The organism is Bradyrhizobium genosp. P (genome assembly GCF_049949265.1).
In the GTDB taxonomy this organism is placed as follows: Bacteria; Pseudomonadota; Alphaproteobacteria; order Rhizobiales; family Xanthobacteraceae; genus Bradyrhizobium.
Map to the genome: position 1 here is coordinate 5,661,126 of NZ_CP188195.1, position 22,145 is coordinate 5,683,270.

Genomic DNA, 22,145 nt, shown 5'->3' on the forward strand with positions numbered 1-22,145 from the left:
CGTCCGTCTGCACATTGGCAGCGGTGATGCTTCCCAGTTCCGATTAGCCATGGCTCCGCGCTATTTACGTTCCGAGTGACATCCTCCACTCGCGAACCAAAAAGGGATTACGCCATCGGCGACCGACCTAACAGGCGATCCTTTGCCGTTCCAAGCCCTGATCGCCCGGCCCCATTGAGCCAGATCAACATTCAGCCCGCCCCCCTCCCCGATCTTCCTGCCCTTGCATGCGCCAAGGGGGCACCATGAAATCTCTGCTTAAGGAAATCCGGTACAATCCGTTGCTCTGGTTGCTCATCGTCGTGCCGATCGTGCTGGTGGCCGAAAAGGCGGCGCCGGAGGCGCATACAGCTCTATTCGTGCTCGCGGTCCTTGCCATCGTGCCGCTGGCAGCACTTCTCAGTCACGCGACCGAGGCCGTCGCCGCCAAGACGGGCGATGCGGTCGGCGGCCTGCTGAACGCGACGCTCGGCAACCTCACCGAGCTGATCATCGCCGTGACCGCGCTTCGTGCGGGCCAATACATGCTGGTGAAGGCGTCGATCGCGGGCGCAGTCGTCACCAACGCACTGTTCATGCTGGGCGCCTCCTTCCTGATCGGCGGTCTGCGCTACCATGTCCAGGAATATAACCGCGCCGGCGGCCGGCTCTATTCGGCGCTGCTCCTGATGGCGACCGTCGCACTCCTCGCCCCCTCCGCGGTTGCCGAGCTTGATCTGGCCCAGGGCGAAGTCGTCACGCAAAAGCTCAGCGCTGGCGTCGCCGTGCTGCTCATCACCGCCTATGGCCTCGGCCTCGTGTTCTCGCTCCACACCCACAAGGAATTTTTTGCGAGCGAGGAGCACGGCGAAGCGGAAGCGCACTGGCCGATCGGCCTTGCGGTCGGCACGCTTCTGGTCGTCACTGTGCTGGTCGCGCTTGTGAGCGAGATCTTTGTGGAATCCGTGCAGAAGGCGGCGGAAACATTCGGGATGAGCCCGGCCTTCGTCGGCTTCATCATCGTCTCGATCGTCGGTGCCGCGGCCGAGATGGCCGTGGCCTTCTCTGCCGCGCGCAAGAACCGCCTCGACATGAGCGTTTCGATCGCGCTCGGCAGCGCCTCGCAGATCGCACTGTTCGTGGCGCCGGCGCTGGTGCTGCTCAGCTATGTCGTGGGTCCGGCGCCGATGAACCTGCAGTTCTGGCCGGGTGCGGTGACCATGGTGATGATCTCGGCCGTCATGGCCACCTTCATCACCAACAGCGGGCGCTCGGCATGGTTCATCGGCGTCCTGCTCGTTTTCATCTACGCTATCTTCGCCATGACGCTCTACGTCGTGCCGCCAGCGACGCAAGGACCGGGATGAATCACGTAAGGCGCTACCTGCCCCGGCCTTTGATTAGGCCAACGGGAATGCGTGCGGCCTTTGCTTCGACGGCAGTATTCGTGGGCATCGGGCACATGATCGGGATCGAGGTTGAGATTTCGATACTGTAGAGCGAACAGCCTGCCTACGAGCAGCTTCAGTGATGCGACTGTAACTCTAAGATCATAATTCTCGCCGCCAACCGCCATAGCATGCGCTCCAATTCTGCAGCCCGGATCGGCAAAATGCTCCCGCAACCGAAGGGCGAGCGCAAGCGTCAATTGCCTTCCTTATCAAGCGTGTTGCGAAGCCCGCGGGGGCAGTTTTGGCACTTCGCCATCATCCGGTTTGTTGAAGGCCGGACAGGCCGTGCCTGCGCTCCCGGACGAGCGGCCTCGTTTTTACAAGCAAGGCGCACGCGTGGTTGAACAGAAGATTGATCGTACCGCGAAAGCAATTGCCCTGCTACGTTTCGCGGAAGACGGGCATTTGAACGAACATCGCGAGGTTGACGACGTCGATTCATCTGAAATTTTCACGAAGCCTTTCGAAACTCCCGTAGCTTTACGGACGTTTCCGGTCGTGCGAGTGAGAACCGCACATAGTTTATGGTAGTCGTTGACCATTGGTTGCGAACGTCCATTGCTTACACCCGCTCATTACGTCTAGAGGAACTGCATTGCTTACACATTTTTGTTGCGGATAGAATAATGCGCAAGATGATCATATTGGCCGCGCCTATCGTGGCGCTTGCCTGCGTCTCGGCTCTGTGGCCAACGGCGCACCCCGATGTAGATCGCCTCGGCGACAGCGTTTACGAAACGATCTGGCTGTGGCGCGTTCCGGCTTACGTCAATAATCCAGCTTGGCATGTTCGCTGGAGTTGGAGCGATCCACTTCACGCACAGGCGCGGTGTTGCCGAGCATTGCCGCACCCTGCTTCCGGACCGGACGAGCATTTGCGAATCGCGCCATCAGCCGGTCAACGGCCAGCGTGGCTGACTGGTTAGCCAGCAGCGACGCCCGGTCGCAAAAGGGCGCGCAAGAAAAGCATAACGCCATGCCATGATCCGTTGCAGGATCAGCGGGAAATGACGCGCGTTCCGGAGGGCCATGTGCGCCGGTCCCCGACCGGACTGGCACCAATTTCCCACCCCGCTCCTCCCCAGATCGCGTCAACGACGCCAAGTTCGCCCGTACGGTCTGATACAAAGAATATGTTCGGGACGGAATTGGTCTCCAACGCACCTTGTTCGCCCTTGGCCTGCAGCCTCAAGAGACACCAAACGTCGGCCAGGTTGATTTCATGCCGACCGCCCAATTTGGCGATGATTTCCCGATCGTTTGAGGGGCTCTTCAAGAAGTACGTTTGGAGTGATGCAAGGCTTCCGGCCTCGACCTTGCCTGCGAACCGGCGCACGAAGGTTGCACCGAGCCAGGAAATCATGACCTCGGCCGTCGGCGCGATGTCTTCCTTGAAATGTTCCCGAGCGACGAATTGCTCGGCATGCGGAATTGCCGATGTTGATGACGGATCGAATGGTTCACCGGCTTTCCGAGGCGGAGTGCATTCAAGCTTAAGAGCTGGAACAATCCTCGCGCTATCCGACTTGTTCTCATCTGCCTCTGCGTTGAAGCCCCACACCGGCAGAAAGAACAAAACCAGACATACGTTGAGGCTTAAGCGGCGCATTTTTTTGTTTCCTTGAATCTGCTCCTGCAAAAAACAAGGTAAACTGTCGATTGCAGTTGTAAATCAAAGAATAGATTTCTGGTTAAGGATAAAAAGCAATCTAAAGTTGATTACAAATACAATATCAATACTACTAAATATTTATAAAAAGCAGCCCTTCTACTGAATCATCACGTCGCACGTACCGTTTTAACGTTGCCTGTCCAGCCTTTGCCAGTTGTTTTCTGCGGGCGTGAGCTATTCTTCGGCAAGCCGGTGATGTAGGTGGCGGCATCGTGCAGCGTGCCGAGCACGCGCCCGTCCGGTAACTCGATCGGGTCATCGCGCTGGCAATCGATAGCCCAAGCCGCCGGCCGGTCCCTTGGCGTTCCAACTGAAGTTCGGCCGGATGTCGGCGCCACGCTTGCCGCAGGCGCCACAGACGAAGCGCGGCTCAAGGTTGGACAGCCTCACATCGTCGGGCCAGCGGTCCGCCATGAGCGCGACCGAGTGGCTGCACCGGTGGTCCGAGCAGTAAACCAGCACGCCCCGCACGCCCATCGAGCGCATGTCGCCAAACGTGATTTTCTGAGCCGGCATGGGCCAATCAAAGCGACGCCGGCTCGCGAGTGCTGATTCCGCTCGATGTCGCCCACCATTCCGGAATGATGTCGCCCACCGTTCCGATTTGATCTCGCCCGCCATTCCGAGATGATCTCGCCCACCATTCCGGGATGATGTCGCCCGGGGGTGACGAGGCCTCTTCTGGCTCCGCTACGGTCCCGCCTTTCGGCTTTGCGAAGGGGACCTGGATGCCGACGGAGAGGTTTGCGATGCGCCATGTGCGCGATGTGATCAGATTGAAGTCGGCCGGGATGCCGACCCGTGAGATTGCGCGGCGGTTGGGAACGGCGCCGTCGACGGTGCGTTTGACGATCCGCCGGTTCGAGGCGGCGGGCTTGACCTGGCCGTTGAGCGATGACCTGACGGATCCTGTCCTGGAGGCCCGGCTGTTCGCGGGGGGCGGCGCCGGTTCTGGCACCCGGCGGGGCCATCGCCGGCAATCCGAGCCGGACTGGGCGGCGGTGCACCGCGAGCTGCGGCGCAAGCACGTGACGCTGTCGATCCTGTGGGAGGAGTACATCGCGGGCGAACCCGGCGGGTATCGCTATTCGCGTTTCTGCGAACTCTACCGCACCTGGGAAGGCCGGCTGTCGGTCACGATGCGCCAGTCGCATGCAGCCGGCGACAAGCTGTTCGTCGACTATGCCGGCGACGGCGTGCCGGTCGTGATCGACCGGCTGACCGGCGAGCGGCGCACCGCGCAAATTTTCGTCGCGGTGCTCGGCGCATCGAGCTTCACCTACGCGCAGGCGACCTGGACGCAGGGGCTCGCCGACTGGATCGGCGGCCACGTCGGCGCCTTCGAGGCGATCGGTGGCGTGCCGGCGCTGCTGGTGCCGGACAACACCAAAACCGCAGTGATCAAGGCCTGCCTCTACGATCCGCAGATCAACCGCAGCTACGCCGACATGGCGGCGCATTACGGCATCGCCATTCTGCCGGCCAGACCGCGACGGCCGAGGGACAAGGCGAAGGTCGAGCAGGCGGTCCTCATGGTCGAGCGCTGGCTGCTTGGACGGCTGCGCCACCGCATCTTCCACAGCCTCGCCGAGGTCAACGCGGCGATCGCCGAACTGCTCATACGGCTCAACGAGGAGCGGCCGATCCGACGGCTCGGCATCACCCGCCGCAAGCTGTTGGAGGAGATCGACCGGCCCGCGCTAAAGGCCTTGCCGCAGAGCCCTTACGTGTTCGCCGAGTGGCGGATCTGCCGGGTCAGCATCGATTATCACGTCGAGGTCGAGGCGCATTACTACAGCGTTCCGCATCGCTTCGTCCGCGTCGAGGTCGAGGTTCGCTTCACCGCCCGCACCGTCGAGATTTTCCACAAGGGCGAGCGGATCGCCGCGCATCAGCGCATGAGCGGCAACCACAAGCATACGACCGTGCCGGAGCACATGGCCTCCAGTCATCGGCGCTACGCCGGCTGGACCATCGAGCGTATCCGCAAGGACGCAGCCTCGATCGGGCCGGCCACCGCCGCGCTCTGCGACCTGATCCTCGACGAGCGCGCGCATCCGGAACAGGGTTTCCGCGCCTGTCTCGGCATCATCCGGCTTGCCCGATCCTACGGGCACGAGCGGCTCGATGCCGCCGCCGCGCGGGCGATCGACATCGGCGCACGCACCTACGGCTCGGTCAAGTCGATCCTCGCCAACAATCTCGATCGGCGTCCTTCACCCAAGCGCTCCGCGGACGACGCGCCGATCCTTCATCCCAACATCCGCGGGCCGCGCTACTACAACTAGGAGATCACGTCTTGCTCAATCATCCGACTCTCGATCAACTCCACACGCTCGGCCTTCACGGCATGGCCAAGGCCTTTGCCGACATCGAAGCCGGCGGCGAGGCCGCAAGCCTCGGCCACGCCGAATGGCTTGAACGGCCAGCTTGGCGCGTCCGTTCTACCCCGGATTGTGTTGCAAAACTCCGGTTGAGGCGACTCGCGAACCGTGATTCCGTTGGTTTGAGACAGCATTTGCGGGAGCAGCGGATGTTAGGGCGGCAGGCGAGCGGTCAGGGCCAGTTCTTTTACTCCTTTGATCTCGACAGGGTGGTGCCGCCTGATCATCTGGTCCGGCAAATCGACGGTTTGCTCGACCTGAGTTGGGTGCACAACGAGCTCGCTCCATTCTACTCGCACACTGGCCGGCCTTCGATTGATCCGGTGCTCATGATCCGGATGCTGATTGTGGGCTACGTATTTGCGCTTCGTTCCGAGCGCCGGCTCTGCGCTGAGGTCCAAGTCAATCTGGCCTACAGATGGTTTTGCAAGCTCGGCATCGAGGACCATATCCCTGATCACTCAGTGTTCTGCCGGGCGCGGCGCGAACGCTTCCGTGAGAGCGATGCCTTACGCCGGGTTTTTGAGGGTGTAGTGGCGCTGTGTATTTCAGCGGGGCTGGTTGGAGGCGAGGCGTTCTCGGTCGATGCGAGCCTGATCAAGGCAGATGTGAACAGGACCAGGCGGCTCCCCGGCGACCAGCCTATTACCTGGCCAAAGGCGGAGGAAGCATCCCATGCGGTTCGCGAGTACATCGCAGCGCTTGATGCCGCCAACAGCGATAAGGACGGTGATGAGGACGGTGGCGGTTCAAGTGAAGGCAGCCATCGACGCAAGCCTCCCAAAGAAGTCTCGCTCACCGATCCGCAAGCAACATGGGTTGCGAGGCCAGGCGTGGACCCCTTCTTTGCTTATGATGCGAACTATTTGATCGACAACAAGGCCGGGATCATCCTCGATGCGGTAGGCACGCGCGCGAACCGTGCGGTTGAGATTGCTGTCACCCAGACCATGGTGGACCGTGTTGAGCGTCGCTTCGATCTGCGACCCCAGAGGCTGGCAGGCGACACGGCTTACGGCGCGGTAAGGCTGCTCAAATGGCTGGTGGATCGCAAGATCACGCCGCACGTTCCGGTGTGGGACAAGTCGGCACGCCCCGATGGCACCTTTAGTCGAGCCGACTTCGCCTTCAATCAGAAGCGCAATGTCTACGTTTGTCCGGGTGGCGCGGAGTTGACCAGCACCGGCAATATCGATCAAGGTCACATCGTCTACTACAGGGCCAGCAAGAGCGACTGCTCTGGCTGCGCCTTGAAGCCCAAATGCACGACGGCGGTCGTGCGAAAAATTACCCGCGACCTCAACGAAGATGTGCGCGATCGTGTCCGTGCGCTGGCCAATACGGAAGCCTTCCAGCAATCGCGCCGCGAGCGCAAAAAGGTCGAGATGCGGTTTGCTCATATGAAACGCATTCTCAGGCTCGACCGGCTTCGGCTGCGGGGCTTGAATGGCGTCAGGGACGAAGTGCTGCTCACAGCCACGGCGCAGAACCTGAGGCGACTGGCCAAGCTAATCTGCCGTCCCCCGCCACCTCTGGCAGTCGCGTGCTGAACATCCACAAGCAAAACGGAAACCGCCGACACCACCGTACCAAAAGGAACCGCCAAAACTCAAAAGCCAAGCTCGCCCCCAAGACAGAAACGAGTTTTGCAACACAATCCCCCGACAAGCAGACACGGCGAGCGCGTCGCGCTAAGACTTAAGGAGCTGGCCTCGGCCCGAACAGAGGAATGACCTGGCCATCGGCCGCCCGGATCACCGCCCGTGCCATCTCCATCGGGTCGAACCTGAGGTCGGCCACCGCCTCGGCCACGCCCTGGCGATGCAGCTCCTGGACGATCGCCTCAGTCACCTTCATCAGCCTGCCAATTTCGGCGGTGCTGTCGGACATGGACATGGCCTCGGTTATACCGAGAGCATATCCTCGACACGGCGGACGTTAGGAACGATTTGTTCGGGCAGGAATCGACTCGCCGCCCCCGGACCGCACCCCCTTATCCCGGGGTCATGTCCCTCCAAGGACAGGCCCCAGTGCCAAACCACTGGGGCCACCTTTGCGGGTGCCAATCAACCTCTTCGGACAATGCAAATTCGCTACTGCCACATGCTTACACACACTTTCACCTTGACACCATCAATCCGGCGAGTCTGCTGCCTCTTTGAAGCGTTGAGCCTCTTCTGCTAGCCGTTGTTCAAAGGTCTTCTCGTGTTTGATCCGTCTGCGCTGTTGATCCATTGGGTCCTCTCCAGCCCTTGCTCCTTGCCCGCGGGCAATTAAAGACCTTTTGGGGTCGGGCGTCAGTCCGGTGGCCGACAAAGATCGGGCTGCTGCAGCGGATTGTGGGTTTCGTCAAGGCCCCGCCGCTCGAGCCGCGGCGACTTCATACATCACAGGGACACTGCATACATCACAGGGACACTGCGCGAGCTAATGGGAGGATAGGAGTGTGGACACTGGGAGCTGCGCGCTTGCTCTAAAACAGGCTGTGAATAAGCTCCGAAGCGGGACCCCTGCCGAAACCGCGCCAACCAATTGAATCAGCTAAGGAAGCCAACAGCGAGGTGGGGTCCCGATCGGCGCCGATCGGGACCCCACCTCAAATGAAATTCCTGGTGAAGTATCAATGCATCGAGGCTGATCAGGGCGGGGTCCCACTTCGGTGCTGGTCCACATACATTGTCACCGACCAGAAACCGGGCGGGACCGGCTCCAGGTAATGCATCGCGTTCGTGAAGTTGATGGTGTGACGCGAACATACATGCCGTCCCGATCCGCAACTTTATAGGTTTTCTCGCGTGGTTTCAGAGCCTTAAGTGCAACGTCCGTCAGCATTCCTACCGTCTCCAAAAAAGTACCGTCAGTGCTTTTTCGGAGGCTCGCAACAGAGAATTCACAGTGAATTCAAATCTTTAAGCCAAAAAAAGTACCGTCACGAGCCTCATTTCCCGTGACGGTACTTTCAAAGATTCGGCCGAGCAAGATGTCGAGGCCCGTCAATCGGTCTGGCAGAGCCAAACTTTGCGTGTCGATAGATCGCGGCAGTAAAAATACGAATTTGTTTTTTGTTTCAGCTGCTTATGGCGTAACATAGCGTATATCCGGATACGCTCGGTTGGGCCTGAATCATTCCCACTCAATCGTCCCAGGCGGCTTAGACGTCACGTCGTACACCACCCTGTTGACGCCCTTCACCTCGTTGATGATGCGGGTGGCGGTCTCGGCCAGGAACTTCATGTCGAACTGGTAGAAATCCGCGGTCATGCCGTCGGTCGAGGTGACGGCGCGGAGGCCGACGACGAAGTCGTAGGTGCGGCCGTCGCCCATCACGCCGACCGTTTTCACCGGCAGCAGCACCGCAAAGGCCTGCCAGATCGCATCGTAGAGGCCGTGCTTGCGGATTTGGTCGATATAGACCGCATCCGCGTTGCGGAGGATGTCGAGCTTTTCCCTGGTGATGTCGCCGGGGCAGCGGATGGCGAGGCCGGGGCCCGGGAACGGGTGGCGGCCGACGAAGACGTCCGGCAGGCCGAGCTCGCGGCCGAGCACGCGGACCTCGTCCTTGAACAGCTCGCGCAACGGCTCGACCAGCTTCATGTTCATGCGATCGGGCAAGCCGCCGACATTGTGGTGCGACTTGATGGTGACGGATGGTCCGCCGGTGAAGGAGACGCTTTCGATCACGTCGGGGTAGAGCGTACCCTGCGCCAAAAATTCAGCGCCGCCGATTTTCTTTGCCTCGGCGTCGAACACGTCGATGAACAAACGCCCGATGGTCTTGCGCTTGGCCTCGGGATCGGTGACGCCTGCGAGCTCGCCGAGAAATTGCTTCGACGCATCCACATGCACCAGCGGGATGTTGTAGTGATGGCGGAACAGGTCGACGACGGTCTTGGCCTCATCGAGGCGCAGCAGGCCGTGATCGACGAACACGCAGGTGAGCTGGTCGCCGATCGCCTCGTGGATCAGCACTGCGGCGACGGCGGAATCGACGCCGCCGGAGAGGCCGCAGATCACCTTGCCCTTGCCGACTTGGGCGCGGATCTTCTCGATCGCCTCCTCGCGGAAGGCGCGCATGGTCCAGTCGCCGGTCAGCCCTGCGACCTTGCGGACGAAATTGCGGATCAGTATTGCGCCGTCGGGCGTGTGCGCCACTTCGGGGTGGAACATCAGGCCGTAATATTTGCGCTTCTCGTCCTGGATGATGGCGAACGGCGCATTCGGCGAGGTGCCGGCCACCGAGAAGCCTGGCGGCATTTTGGTGATGCGGTCGCCATGGCTCATCCACACCTGGTGCTTTTCGCCCAGGCTCCAGACGCCGTCGAACAGGCCGCTATCCGTCTTCACCTCGACATCGGCGCGGCCGAACTCGCGGTGGTGGCCGCCCTCGACCTCGCCGCCGAGCTGGGCTGCCAGGGTCATCTGGCCGTAGCAGATGCCGAGCACGGGAACGCCGGATTCGAAGATCAGTTGCGGCGCGCGCGGCGAGCCCGCCTCGTGCACCGATTCCGGGCCGCCGGAGAGGATCACCGCCTTCGGCTTCATCTCCCTGAAGGCGGCTTCGGCCTTCTGGAACGGGACGATCTCGGAATAGACGCCCATTTCGCGAACGCGGCGGGCGATCAGTTGCGTCACCTGGCTGCCGAAATCGACAATCAGAATCTTGTCATGCGCCGAGGCCACTGATGGCGTCGACTCGCTGGATTTTGGTGCGGCTGTCATGGCAAGCAAATACGCGACACCGCCCGCCCCCGCAACCGCGCGGCGGGCCGCGCCCACATTCTTCTTTGGGCATGGACATGATGATATATGTCAGTATTATTGACATAATTTGGCTGCGAGCCGACGGTCCACACCGGCGAAACCGGCCAGGCGCTGTGGCGCACGCTCGATATCGGCGATGTCAGGGTGCGGATGGTCGAATATTCGCCGGGTTATCTCGCCGATCACTGGTGCGATCGCGGCCATGTGCTCTTTGTCGTGCAGGGCGAGCTCGACACCGAATTGCGCGACGGCCGGAGGTTCACGCTGACATCAGGCATGAGCTATCAGGTGTCGGATTTCGGCGACGCCGCGCACCGCTCGTCGACGAAGGCAGGCGCGACGCTGTTTATTGTGGATTGAGGCACCTGCCCTTTCACGTCACCCTGAGGAGGTCGCGAAGCGACCGTCTCGAAGGGCGACGGCCCGGCTCCATCCCATCCTTCGAGGCTCGCAAGTGCTCGCGCCTCAGGATGACGCCAAGGCTTGGGGATGCCGCCCACGCGTTGGCTGTTGCACGCCACTCACCGCTTCCGCGCGGCGACTTTCCTCACACTCGTGTCGGACCAAGTCAGCGCCCGTCCCGCCTTCGACGGCAGCATTAGTCGTCCGACCGGCTGCCCCGCCTGATCCAGCAGCACCGAATGCGCTTCGCCGCGCGCGAAGAGATGCGCCTCGCCCCACTGCCGCAGGCTGACCACGACCGGGAACAGGTCGCGGCCCCTCTTCGTCAGCGCGTATTCCTGATAGGCGCTGCCGTCTGAAGCCGGCACGACTTCCAACACGTCAAACTCGACCAGCTTGCGCAGCCGCGCGGTCAGCATGCCCTTGGCGATGCCGAGGTTCTTCTGGAAATCGCCGAACCGGCGCAAGCCGTCGAACGCGTCGCGGACGATCAGCAGCGACCACCAGTCGCCGATCGCATCCAGCGCGCGCGCCACCGGGCACTCGGCCTTGGCAAATCCGGTCCGCTTCATCGCGCCGTCCTCTCCCGATCACAAATCGATCCGGTCTTAAAATAGGACTAGACAGCGCCTGACGCAACTGGTCTCATTATAATACCAGATTGAGCGGAGGCTATGATGATGAACCACGACGCGATCAAGGCTGCACAGGCCAACCCCGGCGACTCCGACAACAGCAGGCTGTCGTCCGCGGTCGTCCAGCTGTTTGCGGTCGCGTGCGGCCTGAGCGTCGCCAACATCTATTTCGCCCAGCCGCTGCTCGACACCATGGCGCAGGATCTCGGCATCGACCCCGCCGCGATCGGTATCGTCGTGACGCTGACCCAGATCGGCTACGCGTTCGGCCTGGTGCTGATCGTGCCGCTCGGCGACCTCGTGGATCGGCGCCGGCTGATCGTCGGCCAGACCGTGCTGTCGGCGATCGCGCTCGCCATCGTAGGCTTGGCGCCGAACGCCGCGATGGTGCTGGCAGGCATGGTGCTGGTCGGGCTGCTGGCGGTCGTGATCCAGGTGCTGGTTGCCTTCGCCGCGACATCGGCAACTCCGGCCGAACGCGGCCGCACCATCGGGACCGTCACGTCAGGCGTCGTGTCGGGCATCCTGCTCGCCCGCTTCGTCTCCGGCGCGCTGGCCGATCTCGGCGGATGGCGCGTGGTCTACCTGACCTCGGCTGTGCTCACGCTAATTCTGGCCGGCCTGCTCGCCCGCGCCCTGCCGCGGCAACAACCGAGGCCCAAGGAAAAGGAGATGGCCGGCTCGTCCTATGCAAAGCTGTTGCGCTCGACATTTGCGCTGTTCGTCGAGGAGCCGATCCTGCGCGAGCGCGCCGTGTTCGCGCTTCTGATCTTCGCAAGCTTCAGCGTGTTCTGGAGCTCGATTGTGCTACCGCTCGCAAGCCCGCCGTTGTCGCTGTCGCACACCACGATCGGCATGCTCGGGATCGCCGGCCTCGCAGGTGCTCTGGCAGCGCGCAACTCGGGCCGCCTCGCCGATCGCGGCTGGGGACAACGCACTACAGGATTGTCGCTGCTGCTGATGCTCGCAGGCTGGGTGCCGATCGCCTGCCTGCACACCTCGCTATGGCTGGTGGTGGCCGGCGTCGTGATGATCGACTTCGCGGTGCAGGCCATCCATGTGACCAATCAGAGCCTGATCGTCGCCGCGCGCCCCGACGCGGCAAGCCGCCTGGTCGGCGGCTACATGGTGTTCTACTCGATCGGCAGCGCTACAGGCGCGATCGCCTCGACCGCGGTCTATGCGACCGCCGGCTGGAGCGGCGTCTGCGTGCTCGGCGCAGGGATCAGCGGATGTGCGCTGCTGTTTTGGGTCATCGTGGTGAGCCGGACGCCAGTGCCTGCGGGCGCGGCGTATGAGTGCGGGCGCTAGATTACCGATCTCACCCGTCATTGCGAGCGAAGCGAAGCAATCCATCGTGCCGCATCTGCGGAAGCCTAGATTGCTTCGTCGCTTCAGCGCAAAATTGCTCTGCAATTTGTCGCGAGCTTCTCGCAATGACGGAGGAAAGCTCACGCCTTCTTCAGCACCGACACGAAAAACCCGTCCGTCCCGGTCCGGCGCGGCGTCATCAGCCAGCCTTCGTCGGATCGCAGCGCGGCGTTGGCAAAATCCTCGGCCTTGTCCCACAGCACGCTCGCCGTCTGCTCCGGCGGCTGGATCGAAAATTCCGGATGACGCGCGATGAAGGCCTGGACCTGTCCGCCGTTCTCGTCCGGCAGCACCGAACAGGTGATGTAGGCGATCCGACCGCCCGGCTTGACCAGCGGCGCGGCGCGGTCGAGCGCCGCGGCCTGGTCCTTCAGCCGCACCTCGAGCGCGCCGGGACGCATCCGCCATTTGGCATCGGGATTGCGGCGCCAGGTGCCGGTGCCGGTGCAGGGCGCGTCGATCAGCACGAGGTCGGCCGAGGCCTTGATGTCGGACAGCACTTCGGCCTCGCCGCGCGGCGTGCGCACGTCGCAATTATGCACGCCGGCGCGCGACAGCCGCTCGTGGATCGGCGCGAGCTGGCGCTTGTCATGATCGGTCGCGATCAGCCGGCCCTTGCCCTGCATCTGCGCCGCGAGCGCCAGCGTCTTGCCGCCGGCGCCGGCGCAGAGGTCGATCACCTGCTCGCCGGGTTTGACGGCCGACAGCAGCGCTGCAAGCTGCGAGCCCTCGTCCTGGACTTCGATGGCGCCCTTGATGAAATCCTCTTCGGCATGGATGCCGGGATTGCGCGCGTCGGCGCCGAGTTCGATGCGCAAGCCGAGCGGCGACCACGGCGTCTCCCTGGCGCCGAGATGCGCCAGCCGTGGCAGGATCTTCTCGCGCGTGGCGTTCAGCGTGTTGACGCGCAGATCAAGCGGGGCACGGCTCGCCATCGCGGTCGCCTCCGCGACCCGATCGTCGCCGAACATTTTTGCCAGATAGGGATCGAGCCATTCCGGGTAATCGCCGGCGATATGGGCGGGCGCGTCGGTGAGCGCGCGCGAGGTCAGCGCAGCGCGCTCGGCCTCGGTCAGCGGCTGTGGCGCAAAGCGGCCGCCGTCGCAGAGCGCTGCGATGGTGTCGGCATCGAGGCCGCGCTCGAGCTTGAGCATGCCGAGCACGCGGGCACGGGCGCTATCATCGTCAATCAGATACGCCGCCGAGGATTGGCGGCGCAGCACATCCCAGATCAGGCCGGAGATCGCGGCGCGGTCGCCGGAGCCGGCATAGCGGTGCGCGGTGCCCCATTCCTTCAGCGCCTTCGCGGCAGGAATGCGTTGCGTGTCGATGGTGTCGATCAGCTCGATAGCGGCGGAGAGCCGGGCAGCGGGGGTCATTGATATCTTTCGGTTGGACGCGTCAGATCAGCAGCAGCATCTTGAGCGCGAAATAAAGCCACATCGCCGCCAGCACCAGCACGCCGGCAAACCAGGCGAGCGAGCGCGGCCGGACGTCGTTGGATGTGACGAAGACGCCGGCATGGGCAAAGCGCGTCACCACGAACACCCAGGACATCAGCACGATGAAGAGGTCGGCATGGCGCAGCGGGAGTGCCAATGCAATCAGAATGTAGAACAGGACCGGGAGTTCGAACTGATCGGCGAAGCAGTTGCCGAGCTGGCTGTCGCGGACCGGTTCGCGCAACGCGATATTCCCCATCCTCGCCCGGCCGATGGAGAGCCCGCGACCGCGCGCCGTCGCCATTCCGAACAAAAGCACGAAGGTGAGCCCAATCTGGATGAAGATAGGTAACAGAACCATTTGAATAGACATCATAATCTCCCTTAAGCCGAAACGTCGCACGGCCTCTTGGCCACACCGCTTGCCCCTGACAATGAAGGTGCCGCTGGAACGGCTTGAACCACAATCCGGGCTGCGTGACCAACTCACAGGAGTTTTGCTGGTTTCAGCCCCAACGCCCTGCGGGTGCGCGATGAATATCACCTCTCCGATCCTCGCCAGCGTGGCCCACGCGGCCGCCTTCCTCGACGATTCCCAGACCTCGCTGCTCCAGGCGATCGCGCCGGGCCCGGGCTGGTTCGACGACAACCCGGATGGGGGGCTCGGTGTGGCGATGTCGGGCCTTGCCGGGGTCGCCGCCGCCCTTGCCGTCGCGATCCTCCTCTCGATCTATTTCCGCACCGGCTATCGCTCGACGAGCGACATGCTCAGGCACGGCCTCGCCGCAGCGCTGGTGCTCGGACTGATCGCGTTCGTGGTCTACGACATGGGGCACTCGGCCCTCGCCTATCTCGGGCTCAACGCCGCGACCACCGCGGTCGAATTCGGGACCTGCCTGTCCAAGACAGAGATGAAGGCGGGGATGATTGCGATTTGATCCTGAGGTGGCGTCATCGTTCCGACTCCGGGCCGGCCTATGATCGCCCCGAAAGGATCGATGCATGGCCCAATTTCGTCTGACGCAAATTTCCGACACCCACCTCGCCCGCCGTCACACGCTCCTCACCGACAATTTCCACCGCGTCAGCGAGCATATCGACGCGAAGCGCCCCGATCTCGTACTCAACTCAGGCGACGTCGCCTTCGACGGACCGACCAGCCGCGACGATCTGGTGTTCGCCAAGGAACTACACAGAGCGCTGCCGGTCGATTGCCTCTATCTGCCTGGCAATCACGACATAGGTGACAACCCGACCGCGGTCGACGCGGCGCCAAAGCAGCTCCCCACCGAAGCCACCCGCAAGGCGTTCACCGACCTGATCGGCGAGGACCGCTGGCACTTCGATGCCGCCGGCTGGTGCTTCATCGGCCTCAATTCGCTGATCATGAACACCGGTCTCGACAGCGAAGCCGAGCAGTTCGACTGGCTCGCCACGCAGTTCGACAAGGCCGTCGGCAAGCCGGTCGCGCTGTTCCTGCACAAGCCGCTCTATCTCGATGTGCCCTACGATGCCGAGCAGGAGGCGACCTCGTTCCGCTACGTGCCGCAGCCGGCACGCCGGCGCCTGATTGAGATGTTCGGCAAGGTCGACTGGCGGCTGGTCGGCAGCGGCCATGTCCACCAGCGCCGCGACTATACCTTCGAGCATGTCCGCCACGTCTGGGCGCCCTCGGTGGGCTTCATCGTTCCTGACGCGAGGCAGGAGCTGATCGGCATCAAGGAAACCGGCCTGGTCGAATACCGCTTCCAGCCCGACAGTTTCGAGGTGCGCCACGTCAGGGCGCCGGGTCAGGTCGATGTCGACCTCGACATGCTGCTCGGCAAGGAGCCGGCGGCCTGAGCGAAGTTACATCTGCGCGGCGTCACTACGTCCGCGCGGCGTCGTTCAGATCCTGCTTGATGACCGCGAGCAGCGTCTGCAGCGAGTCCTTGCTGGTGCGTTGTGGTGCCGGCGGCGCCGACCGCACGGGAGGCATCGCGAAAGCGGGCCCGGCACCGGGCTCCTCCTCCACGAATTTTCCATGCAACACGTCGTCGCGGCGGCCCATGGCGAACATCGTCGCCCAATAGCCGACCGCCAGAACGATTACGCCTAAAATAACCAGTTCAAACATGGCTACACACCTGAAATTGGCGCATCAAAATATTGATGTATTGATTCAATGCCTTCGGTTCCCGGTCAAGCAAATGGGGGCCAAAAGCCCCCAAAAGCTTGACGTTGTGGCGTTTTTGATACGTCGCTGCGCGGAATGGGACCTTTATGCCCCAATTTCAGGCCCGGTCCGGCCCGACCCGGACCAGCTGCTTGCCGAAATTGGCGCCCTTGAGCAGGCCCATGAAGGCCTCGGGCGCGCTGTCGAGCCCCTCGGTCACGCACTCCTTGTGCTTGATCTTGCCTTCGCGCACCCACTGCGACATGTCGCGGAGGAAGTCACCGTGGCGGGCGGCAAAGTCGCTGACGATGAAGCCGCGGAAGGTCAGCCGCTTGGTCAGGATGCTGCGCATGAAGGCACCCGCCCAGGTCGGCGCATGAGCCTGGGTGTCGTTGTAATGCGCGATCAGGCCACAGACCGGCACACGTGCGAACGCATTGAGCAGCGGGAACACCGCGTCGAATACCGCACCGCCGACATTCTCGAAATAGACGTCGATGCCTTTCGGGCAGGCTTCCTTGAGCTTGGCGGCAAGGTTCGGATCGCGGTGATCGAGGCACTCGTCGAAACCGAGCTCGTTCTTGACGTAGTCGCATTTGTCCTTGCCGCCGGCGATGCCGACCGCACGCGCGCCCTTGATTCTCGCGATCTGCCCGACCGCCGAACCGACGGCGCCGGATGCGGCGGCGACCACCACGGTCTCGCCCGCCTGCGGCTTGCCGATGTCGAGCAGCCCCGTATAGGCGGTCATGCCGGGCATGCCGAGCACGCCGACCGCGGTCGAGATCGGCGCGATGGCCGGATCGATCTTGGCGAGCGCCTTGCCGTCGGACAGCGCATGGGTCTGCCAGCCCGCGCGCGACAGCACGATATCGCCCTTGGCGAAGCCCGGATTGTTCGAGGCAATCACCTCGCTGACCGTGCCGCCCTCCATCACACCGCCGATCGGCACCGGCTGCGCATAGGACGGACCGTCGCTCATGCGCCCGCGCATGTAGGGATCGAGCGACAGCCAGACGGTGCGCAGCAGCACCTGCCCGTCACCCGGCACCGGCGGTGTGTAGTCTTCGACCCGGAAGTCGGAGGCCTTGGGCTCGCCGTGGGGACGGGAGGCGAGAACGACGCGCTTTCCTTGGGCGTTTCCTTGGGCGTTTCCTTGGGACATGGGATTTCCTCTGCTCGTTAATTCATGGCGCGAACGTAGTCATGCAATCCGTCTCCCCGCAAGGGAGACGGATTTTGTTGTTTCGCGCAGAGCTGTTTGAAATGTTGTTTGAAATGACGGGCGTCATCTCGGGGGGACGCTGATGCCGCATCTCACTCCGTCATTCCGGGTTCGCGCCGTCGACGCGCCCCCGGAATGTCCCGGAGAAAACTTACACCCCGCCCGGATAGTTCGGGGCTTCGCGGGTGATCGTCACGTCGTGGACGTGGCTTTCGCGCAGGCCGGCGCCGGTGATGCGGACGAACTCGGCCTTCTCGTGGAAGTCCTGGATATTCTTCGCACCGACATAACCCATCGCTGCCCTGAGACCGCCGGCGAGCTGGTGCATGACATTGCTGACCGGGCCCTTGTAGGGCACCTGGCCCTCGATGCCTTCGGGCACGAGCTTCAGCGTGTCCTTGATGTCCTGCTGGAAGTAACGATCAGCCGAGCCACGCGCCATCGCGCCGACCGAGCCCATGCCGCGATAGGCCTTGTAGGAGCGGCCCTGCCACAGGAACACCTCGCCGGGCGTCTCGTCGGTGCCGGCGAGCAGCGAGCCGACCATCGCGATGTCGGCGCCGGCCGCCAGCGCCTTGGCGAGGTCGCCGGAATATTTGATGCCGCCGTCGGCGATCACAGGCACGTTGGCCTTCTTGGCAGCTGCGACCGCATCCATGATCGCGGTGAGCTGCGGCACGCCGACGCCGGCGACGATGCGCGTGGTGCAGATCGAGCCGGGGCCGATGCCGACCTTGATGCAATCTGCACCCGCATCGATCAGCGCCTGCGCGCCGCTTTCGGTCGCGACATTGCCGGCGACGACCTGGACGGCGTTGGACAGCCGCTTGATGCGGTTGACCGCGGCAAGCACATGCCTGGAATGGCCGTGCGCGGTATCGACCACGACGACGTCGACGCCGGCATCGATCAACCGCTCGGTCCGCTCATATCCGGTCTCGCCGACCGTCGTGGCCGCGGCGACCCGCAGGCGGCCCTGCGCGTCCTTGCAGGCCAGCGGATGCGCGACCGCCTTTTCCATGTCCTTGACGGTGATCAGGCCGACGCAGCGATACTGATCGTCGACGACGACGAGCTTCTCGATGCGGTGGTGGTGCAGCAGCCGCTTGGCCTCGTCCTGGCCGACGCCCTCGCGCACCGTGACGAGGTTTTCGTGCGTCATCAGCTCCGACACCTTCTGCCTGGGATCGGTGGCGAAGCGCACGTCGCGGTTGGTCAGGATGCCGACCAGCTTGCCGGGCACGTTCTTGGCCCCGCCGGTGACGACCGGAATGCCCGAGATGCCGTGATCCTTCATCAGCGTCAGCGCATCCGACAGCGTGGCGTCGGGAGCGATGGTCAGCGGATTGACCACCATGCCGGATTCGAACTTCTTCACCTGCCGCACCTGCGCGGCCTGGCCCTCCGGATCGAAGTTGCGATGGATGACGCCGAGGCCGCCGGCCTGCGCCATCGCGATCGCCATGCGCGCCTCGGTGACGGTGTCCATCGCCGAAGCAATGATCGGGATGTTGAGCGGGATCGCGCGGGTGATGCGGGAGCGAATGTCGGCTTCCGAGGGGAGCACGTCCGACAGGCCGGGCTTCAGCAGCACATCGTCGAACGTGAAGGCTTCGCGGATCGCCTGAATTCCCGTGGCCATTGCCAACTCCTTTCGGCGGCCTCAAGCCGCTGCAATCTTACGGATAAGCGCCATCTGCGGCGACGCTGGCTGCGTCACCGTCGAATCGGCGCCCATCGATGGGGTTGACGGCGGTCGATAGCATGAAGGCATGACGAATCAAAGTGTTTGCCAGCCATGCACAGGCTTTTTACGGGGCCGATTCAGCTGCTACGGCAGCCTGTCTAGCGATATCCCTGCGGCGGCCCATGCCGGCGGATCGCCTCGACCACCTCCCGGTGGCGCCGGTCCTCGCGCCTCATGTGGACCGCGATCACCGCATGGGCAGACGGCACCAGCAGCAATACGTGAAAAAACAGCCCGAAAATCGCGCAAAACACGATCAGGACCAGATTGAAGATCGCCGCGAACGGCTGTCCGTTGAGGAGCAGCCCGATCGGCGGCAACAAAGCGGCAAGGACGTAGATCACGGCACACCTTCAGGCGCCGGCGGGGCGGATGCATACCAGCGTCACGCTGGATTTAGGTGGTTTGTCCCGTTCCGCAATAGCGCCTGCGACGGCAGGATGATACAGCGCCCTCGCCCGCCTTTTTCAGCACAGCCGCCCCATTTTGATGAACAAAACACGCCTGATCCCGCTCATCGTGGCCACCGCCCTGTTTATGGAAAACATGGATTCCACGGTGATTGCGACCTCCCTGCCCGCCATCGCTGCCGATATCGGCACCAGCCCGCTGACGCTGAAGCTCGCCATCACGTCCTATTTGCTGTCGCTTGCGGTGTTCATCCCGGCAAGCGGCTGGACCGCAGACCGTTTTGGCGCACGCATCGTGTTTGCCGGCGCCGTCGCCGTGTTCATGCTGGGCTCGATCGGCTGTGCGCTGTCGTCCTCGGTGACCGATTTCGTGTTCGCCCGCATCCTGCAGGGCCTGGGCGGCGCGATGATGACGCCGGTCGGGCGGCTCGTGCTGTTACGCTCGGTCGACAAGAGCGCGCTGGTCAATGCGATGGCCTGGGTGACCGTGCCTGCGCTGATCGGACCGGTGATCGGGCCGCCGCTCGGCGGCTTCATCACCACCTATTTCTCCTGGCACTGGATCTTCCTGATCAATATCCCGATCGGGCTGCTCGGCATCTTCATGGCGCTGAAGTATATCGACCCGATCAGGAGCGAAGACCCTGAGCGCTTCGATCTGTATGGGCTGGTGCTGGCCGGCATTGGCCTCGCCGGTATCGCGTTCGGGCTTTCGGTCGCAGGCCTCAATCTGCTGCCGTGGTCGATCGTCGCCGCGCTGGTCGGGGTCGGCACGGTCTCGATGACGCTCTATGTCATTCACGCGCGGCGCACCGGTTCGCCGGTGCTCGATTTCGGGCTGCTGCGGCTGCCGACCATGCGCGCCGCCATCATCGGCGGCTTCATGTTCCGGCTCGGCATCGGCGCGCTGCCGTTCCTGCTGCCGCTGTTGATGCAGGTTGGCTTCGGGCTGTCGCCATTCCAGTCCGGCCTTGTGACCTTCGCCTCCGCTGTCGGCGCCATGGGCATGAAGACGCTGGCCGCGCGCATCATCCGCGCCTTCGGCTTCCGCAACATGATGACCGTCAACGCCGTCGTCAGTTCGGTCTTCCTGGCCGCCTGCGCGCTGTTCACGGTGACGACGCCGCTGCTGCTGATCTTCATCATCCTGGTGGTCGGCGGCTTCTTCCGTTCGCTGCAATTCACCGCGATCAATACCGTGGCCTATGCGGAGATCGAGCCGACGCAGATGAGCCGCGCCACCACGCTGGTCAGCGTCAACCAGCAGCTCGCGGTGTCCGCCGGCGTCGCGGTCGGCGCGTTCTGCGTCGAAACCACGCTGGCGCTGCACCACCAAACCGAGCTTTCGGCCGGCGTGTTCGGGCCGGCCTTCATCGTGGTCTCCCTGATCTCGGCGGCGTCGGCCTGGTCGTTCCGGCAGATGCCCGTCGATGCCGGCAACGAAATCTCCGGCCGCAAGGCGATCGAGATGTCGAGCCGCAAGGGTGCCGCAAAGGGCGCCGCCACCGCCGCCGTCAAGCACGCGACGGAAGACACGCAAGACGCGCGGGATCAGCGGCTGGGGTAGCGGTCGGCCCTGACCCGTCATTGCGAGCCAACGGGTCGCGCGAATGCGCGCCCGATGACAGGCTCCGCGAAGCAATCCATGCCTCCACTTGCGGCGCCATGGATTGCTTCGTCGCTACGCTCCTCGCAATGACGGCTGTTGCTGCCCGCGAAACCCCGTCGCCAGCACGTAGCGCTCGGAGGAATCCTGCCGGCTTGCAGACGGCTTGACGTGGCGCACGGTGGCGAAGTCGCGCTTGAGCTGTGTGAGAAGCTCGGCCTCCGCACCACTCTGGAAAACCTTGGCCAGGAACGATCCGCCCGGATTGAGCACCTCGCAAGCGAAGTGGGCGGCGGTCTCGACCAGGCCGATGATGCGGAGCTGGTCGGTCTTGCGATGGCCCGTGGTGTTGGCGGCCATGTCGGACATCACGAAATCGGCGCGGCCGCCCATCATCGCGATCAGTTTTTCCGGCGCATCGTGATCGAGGAAGTCGAGCTGGGCGAAGGTGACGCCGGGGATCTCGCCCATCTCGAGCAAATCGATCGCGACCACCTTGCCCTTGCCGTCGGCCGCACCGGTGCGCTTGGCGGCGATCTGGCTCCAGCCGCCGGGCGCGGCACCAAGATCGACGATCGTCATGCCGGGCTTCAGCAGGCGATATTTGTCGTCGATCTCGAGCAGCTTGAAGGCCGCGCGCGAGCGAAAGCCCATCGCCTTGGCCTTGGCGACGTAGGGATCGTTGAGCTGGCGCTCGAGCCAGAGTTTTGACGACAGCTTACGCTTGCCGCCGCTCTTGACCGTGACGTGCAGCCGCCCGGTGGTGTCTTTCGCCATGATGCTTCTTGCGTCTCGGTGTTTCTTCCCCCTCGCCCCGCTCTTGCGGGGAGAGGGCATAGGCGGCCTTTCGGCCGCCGTTCTTAAAAAGCGTGAGGGGCTGCCTCCGCAATCAAGGTGAGAGATGC

General features: G+C 63.2%; 21 protein-coding genes and 1 pseudogene. 8 read left to right on the top strand and 14 right to left on the bottom strand.

What is annotated here, in order from left to right; translation table 11 throughout:
- Positions 1–245 precede the first annotated feature (245 nt).
- Positions 246–1,346, top strand: a complete 1,101-nt coding sequence (cax, locus tag ACP2YO_RS27505) for a calcium/proton exchanger (RefSeq protein WP_426434294.1) — start codon at positions 246–248, stop codon at positions 1,344–1,346.
- Positions 1,347–2,198: 852 nt separating this feature from the next.
- On the opposite strand, the gene ACP2YO_RS27510 is transcribed toward cax, so the two are convergent.
- From ACP2YO_RS27510 to ACP2YO_RS27525, 4 genes are all read right to left on the bottom strand, one after another.
- On the bottom strand, positions 2,199–2,408 hold the full coding sequence (locus ACP2YO_RS27510; RefSeq protein WP_426434295.1) for a hypothetical protein: 210 nt from the start codon (positions 2,406–2,408) through the stop codon (positions 2,199–2,201).
- A 19-nt stretch (positions 2,409–2,427) separates the two neighbouring features.
- Positions 2,428–3,039 (bottom strand): hypothetical protein, encoded by a 612-nt coding sequence (locus tag ACP2YO_RS27515; protein WP_426434296.1) that lies wholly within the window; start codon positions 3,037–3,039, stop codon positions 2,428–2,430.
- A gap of 170 nt (positions 3,040–3,209) precedes the next feature.
- Positions 3,210–3,332, bottom strand: a complete 123-nt coding sequence (locus tag ACP2YO_RS27520; RefSeq protein ID WP_426434297.1) for a hypothetical protein — start codon at positions 3,330–3,332, stop codon at positions 3,210–3,212.
- A gap of 25 nt (positions 3,333–3,357) precedes the next feature.
- Positions 3,358–3,618, bottom strand: coding sequence for a hypothetical protein (locus tag ACP2YO_RS27525; RefSeq protein WP_426434298.1), 261 nt, complete (start codon positions 3,616–3,618; stop codon positions 3,358–3,360).
- 233 nt (positions 3,619–3,851) lie between these two features.
- Between ACP2YO_RS27525 and istA the strand changes: the two genes are divergently transcribed.
- Together istA and ACP2YO_RS27535 are read left to right on the top strand one after the other, a co-directional pair.
- Complete coding sequence (istA, locus tag ACP2YO_RS27530) at positions 3,852–5,390, top strand: IS21 family transposase (protein ID WP_426443134.1); 1,539 nt, start codon at positions 3,852–3,854, stop codon at positions 5,388–5,390.
- A gap of 245 nt (positions 5,391–5,635) precedes the next feature.
- On the top strand, positions 5,636–7,036 hold the full coding sequence (locus ACP2YO_RS27535; RefSeq protein ID WP_426439645.1) for an IS1182 family transposase: 1,401 nt from the start codon (positions 5,636–5,638) through the stop codon (positions 7,034–7,036).
- A 148-nt stretch (positions 7,037–7,184) separates the two neighbouring features.
- On the opposite strand, the gene ACP2YO_RS27540 is transcribed toward ACP2YO_RS27535, so the two are convergent.
- Together ACP2YO_RS27540 and guaA are read right to left on the bottom strand one after the other, a co-directional pair.
- Entirely contained in the window at positions 7,185–7,376 is a 192-nt protein-coding gene (locus tag ACP2YO_RS27540; RefSeq protein ID WP_426434299.1) for a hypothetical protein, read from the bottom strand.
- Between the two features lie 1,233 nt (positions 7,377–8,609).
- A complete protein-coding gene (gene guaA, locus ACP2YO_RS27545; protein ID WP_426434300.1) occupies positions 8,610–10,205 on the bottom strand; it encodes a glutamine-hydrolyzing GMP synthase in 1,596 nt (531 codons plus the stop codon).
- 117 nt (positions 10,206–10,322) lie between these two features.
- Between guaA and ACP2YO_RS27550 the strand changes: the two are divergent.
- Positions 10,323–10,607, top strand: a pseudogene (locus ACP2YO_RS27550) (DHCW motif cupin fold protein); the annotation flags it as partial.
- Between the two features lie 161 nt (positions 10,608–10,768).
- Here ACP2YO_RS27550 and ACP2YO_RS27555 read toward each other — a convergent pair.
- Complete coding sequence (locus ACP2YO_RS27555; RefSeq protein WP_426434301.1) at positions 10,769–11,221, bottom strand: winged helix-turn-helix transcriptional regulator; 453 nt, start codon at positions 11,219–11,221, stop codon at positions 10,769–10,771.
- A 108-nt stretch (positions 11,222–11,329) separates the two neighbouring features.
- Here ACP2YO_RS27555 and ACP2YO_RS27560 point away from each other — a divergent pair, with 108 nt between their 5' ends.
- Positions 11,330–12,595, top strand: a complete 1,266-nt coding sequence (locus ACP2YO_RS27560) for an MFS transporter (RefSeq protein ID WP_426443324.1) — start codon at positions 11,330–11,332, stop codon at positions 12,593–12,595.
- Positions 12,596–12,735: 140 nt separating this feature from the next.
- On the opposite strand, the gene ACP2YO_RS27565 is transcribed toward ACP2YO_RS27560, so the two are convergent.
- Positions 12,736–14,034: an RsmB/NOP family class I SAM-dependent RNA methyltransferase gene (locus ACP2YO_RS27565; protein ID WP_426434302.1), complete on the bottom strand. Its 1,299-nt coding sequence runs from the start codon at positions 14,032–14,034 to the stop codon at positions 12,736–12,738.
- Between the two features lie 22 nt (positions 14,035–14,056).
- Positions 14,057–14,470, bottom strand: coding sequence for an MAPEG family protein (locus ACP2YO_RS27570; protein WP_426434303.1), 414 nt, complete (start codon positions 14,468–14,470; stop codon positions 14,057–14,059).
- Positions 14,471–14,630: 160 nt separating this feature from the next.
- On the opposite strand from ACP2YO_RS27570, the gene ACP2YO_RS27575 reads away from it, so the two are divergent.
- Together ACP2YO_RS27575 and ACP2YO_RS27580 are read left to right on the top strand one after the other, a co-directional pair.
- Positions 14,631–15,035: a hypothetical protein gene (locus tag ACP2YO_RS27575; RefSeq protein WP_426434304.1), complete on the top strand. Its 405-nt coding sequence runs from the start codon at positions 14,631–14,633 to the stop codon at positions 15,033–15,035.
- Positions 15,036–15,099: 64 nt separating this feature from the next.
- Entirely contained in the window at positions 15,100–15,939 is an 840-nt protein-coding gene (locus ACP2YO_RS27580) for a metallophosphoesterase family protein (RefSeq protein ID WP_426434305.1), read from the top strand.
- A gap of 25 nt (positions 15,940–15,964) precedes the next feature.
- On the opposite strand, the gene ACP2YO_RS27585 is transcribed toward ACP2YO_RS27580, so the two are convergent.
- The 4 genes from ACP2YO_RS27585 to ACP2YO_RS27600 form a co-directional block, all read right to left on the bottom strand.
- The gene (locus ACP2YO_RS27585) at positions 15,965–16,213 is read right to left on the bottom strand and encodes a hypothetical protein (RefSeq protein WP_426434306.1); all 249 of its coding nucleotides are present in this window, start codon (positions 16,211–16,213) and stop codon (positions 15,965–15,967) included.
- Between the two features lie 157 nt (positions 16,214–16,370).
- Positions 16,371–17,417, bottom strand: a complete 1,047-nt coding sequence (locus ACP2YO_RS27590) for an NADP-dependent oxidoreductase (RefSeq protein WP_426434307.1) — start codon at positions 17,415–17,417, stop codon at positions 16,371–16,373.
- Between the two features lie 211 nt (positions 17,418–17,628).
- Positions 17,629–19,119, bottom strand: a complete 1,491-nt coding sequence (gene guaB, locus ACP2YO_RS27595) for an IMP dehydrogenase (protein ID WP_426434308.1) — start codon at positions 19,117–19,119, stop codon at positions 17,629–17,631.
- A 203-nt stretch (positions 19,120–19,322) separates the two neighbouring features.
- Positions 19,323–19,568, bottom strand: a complete 246-nt coding sequence (locus tag ACP2YO_RS27600; RefSeq protein ID WP_426434309.1) for a hypothetical protein — start codon at positions 19,566–19,568, stop codon at positions 19,323–19,325.
- A 145-nt stretch (positions 19,569–19,713) separates the two neighbouring features.
- Here ACP2YO_RS27600 and ACP2YO_RS27605 point away from each other — a divergent pair, with 145 nt between their 5' ends.
- Positions 19,714–21,201: a DHA2 family efflux MFS transporter permease subunit gene (locus ACP2YO_RS27605; protein WP_426434310.1), complete on the top strand. Its 1,488-nt coding sequence runs from the start codon at positions 19,714–19,716 to the stop codon at positions 21,199–21,201.
- 114 nt (positions 21,202–21,315) lie between these two features.
- Here the strand turns inward: ACP2YO_RS27605 and ACP2YO_RS27610 are convergent, their stop codons facing one another.
- On the bottom strand, positions 21,316–22,017 hold the full coding sequence (locus ACP2YO_RS27610) for an RlmE family RNA methyltransferase (protein ID WP_426434311.1): 702 nt from the start codon (positions 22,015–22,017) through the stop codon (positions 21,316–21,318).
- Positions 22,018–22,145: the final 128 nt, after the last annotated feature.

Coding starts and splice junctions, on each gene's coding strand:
- cax (WP_426434294.1), top strand. CDS start 246: ATGAAATCTCTGCTTAAGGAAATCCGGTACAATCCGTTGCTCTGGTTG.
- ACP2YO_RS27510 (WP_426434295.1), bottom strand. CDS start 2,408: ATGGCGTTATGCTTTTCTTGCGCGCCCTTTTGCGACCGGGCGTCGCTG.
- ACP2YO_RS27515 (WP_426434296.1), bottom strand. CDS start 3,039: ATGCGCCGCTTAAGCCTCAACGTATGTCTGGTTTTGTTCTTTCTGCCG.
- ACP2YO_RS27525 (WP_426434298.1), bottom strand. CDS start 3,618: ATGCCGGCTCAGAAAATCACGTTTGGCGACATGCGCTCGATGGGCGTG.
- istA (WP_426443134.1), top strand. CDS start 3,852: ATGCGCCATGTGCGCGATGTGATCAGATTGAAGTCGGCCGGGATGCCG.
- ACP2YO_RS27535 (WP_426439645.1), top strand. CDS start 5,636: ATGTTAGGGCGGCAGGCGAGCGGTCAGGGCCAGTTCTTTTACTCCTTT.
- ACP2YO_RS27540 (WP_426434299.1), bottom strand. CDS start 7,376: ATGTCCGACAGCACCGCCGAAATTGGCAGGCTGATGAAGGTGACTGAG.
- guaA (WP_426434300.1), bottom strand. CDS start 10,205: ATGACAGCCGCACCAAAATCCAGCGAGTCGACGCCATCAGTGGCCTCG.
- ACP2YO_RS27555 (WP_426434301.1), bottom strand. CDS start 11,221: ATGAAGCGGACCGGATTTGCCAAGGCCGAGTGCCCGGTGGCGCGCGCG.
- ACP2YO_RS27560 (WP_426443324.1), top strand. CDS start 11,330: ATGAACCACGACGCGATCAAGGCTGCACAGGCCAACCCCGGCGACTCC.
- ACP2YO_RS27565 (WP_426434302.1), bottom strand. CDS start 14,034: ATGACCCCCGCTGCCCGGCTCTCCGCCGCTATCGAGCTGATCGACACC.
- ACP2YO_RS27570 (WP_426434303.1), bottom strand. CDS start 14,470: ATGTCTATTCAAATGGTTCTGTTACCTATCTTCATCCAGATTGGGCTC.
- ACP2YO_RS27575 (WP_426434304.1), top strand. CDS start 14,631: ATGAATATCACCTCTCCGATCCTCGCCAGCGTGGCCCACGCGGCCGCC.
- ACP2YO_RS27580 (WP_426434305.1), top strand. CDS start 15,100: ATGGCCCAATTTCGTCTGACGCAAATTTCCGACACCCACCTCGCCCGC.
- ACP2YO_RS27585 (WP_426434306.1), bottom strand. CDS start 16,213: ATGTTTGAACTGGTTATTTTAGGCGTAATCGTTCTGGCGGTCGGCTAT.
- ACP2YO_RS27590 (WP_426434307.1), bottom strand. CDS start 17,417: ATGTCCCAAGGAAACGCCCAAGGAAACGCCCAAGGAAAGCGCGTCGTT.
- guaB (WP_426434308.1), bottom strand. CDS start 19,119: ATGGCCACGGGAATTCAGGCGATCCGCGAAGCCTTCACGTTCGACGAT.
- ACP2YO_RS27605 (WP_426434310.1), top strand. CDS start 19,714: ATGAACAAAACACGCCTGATCCCGCTCATCGTGGCCACCGCCCTGTTT.
- ACP2YO_RS27610 (WP_426434311.1), bottom strand. CDS start 22,017: ATGGCGAAAGACACCACCGGGCGGCTGCACGTCACGGTCAAGAGCGGC.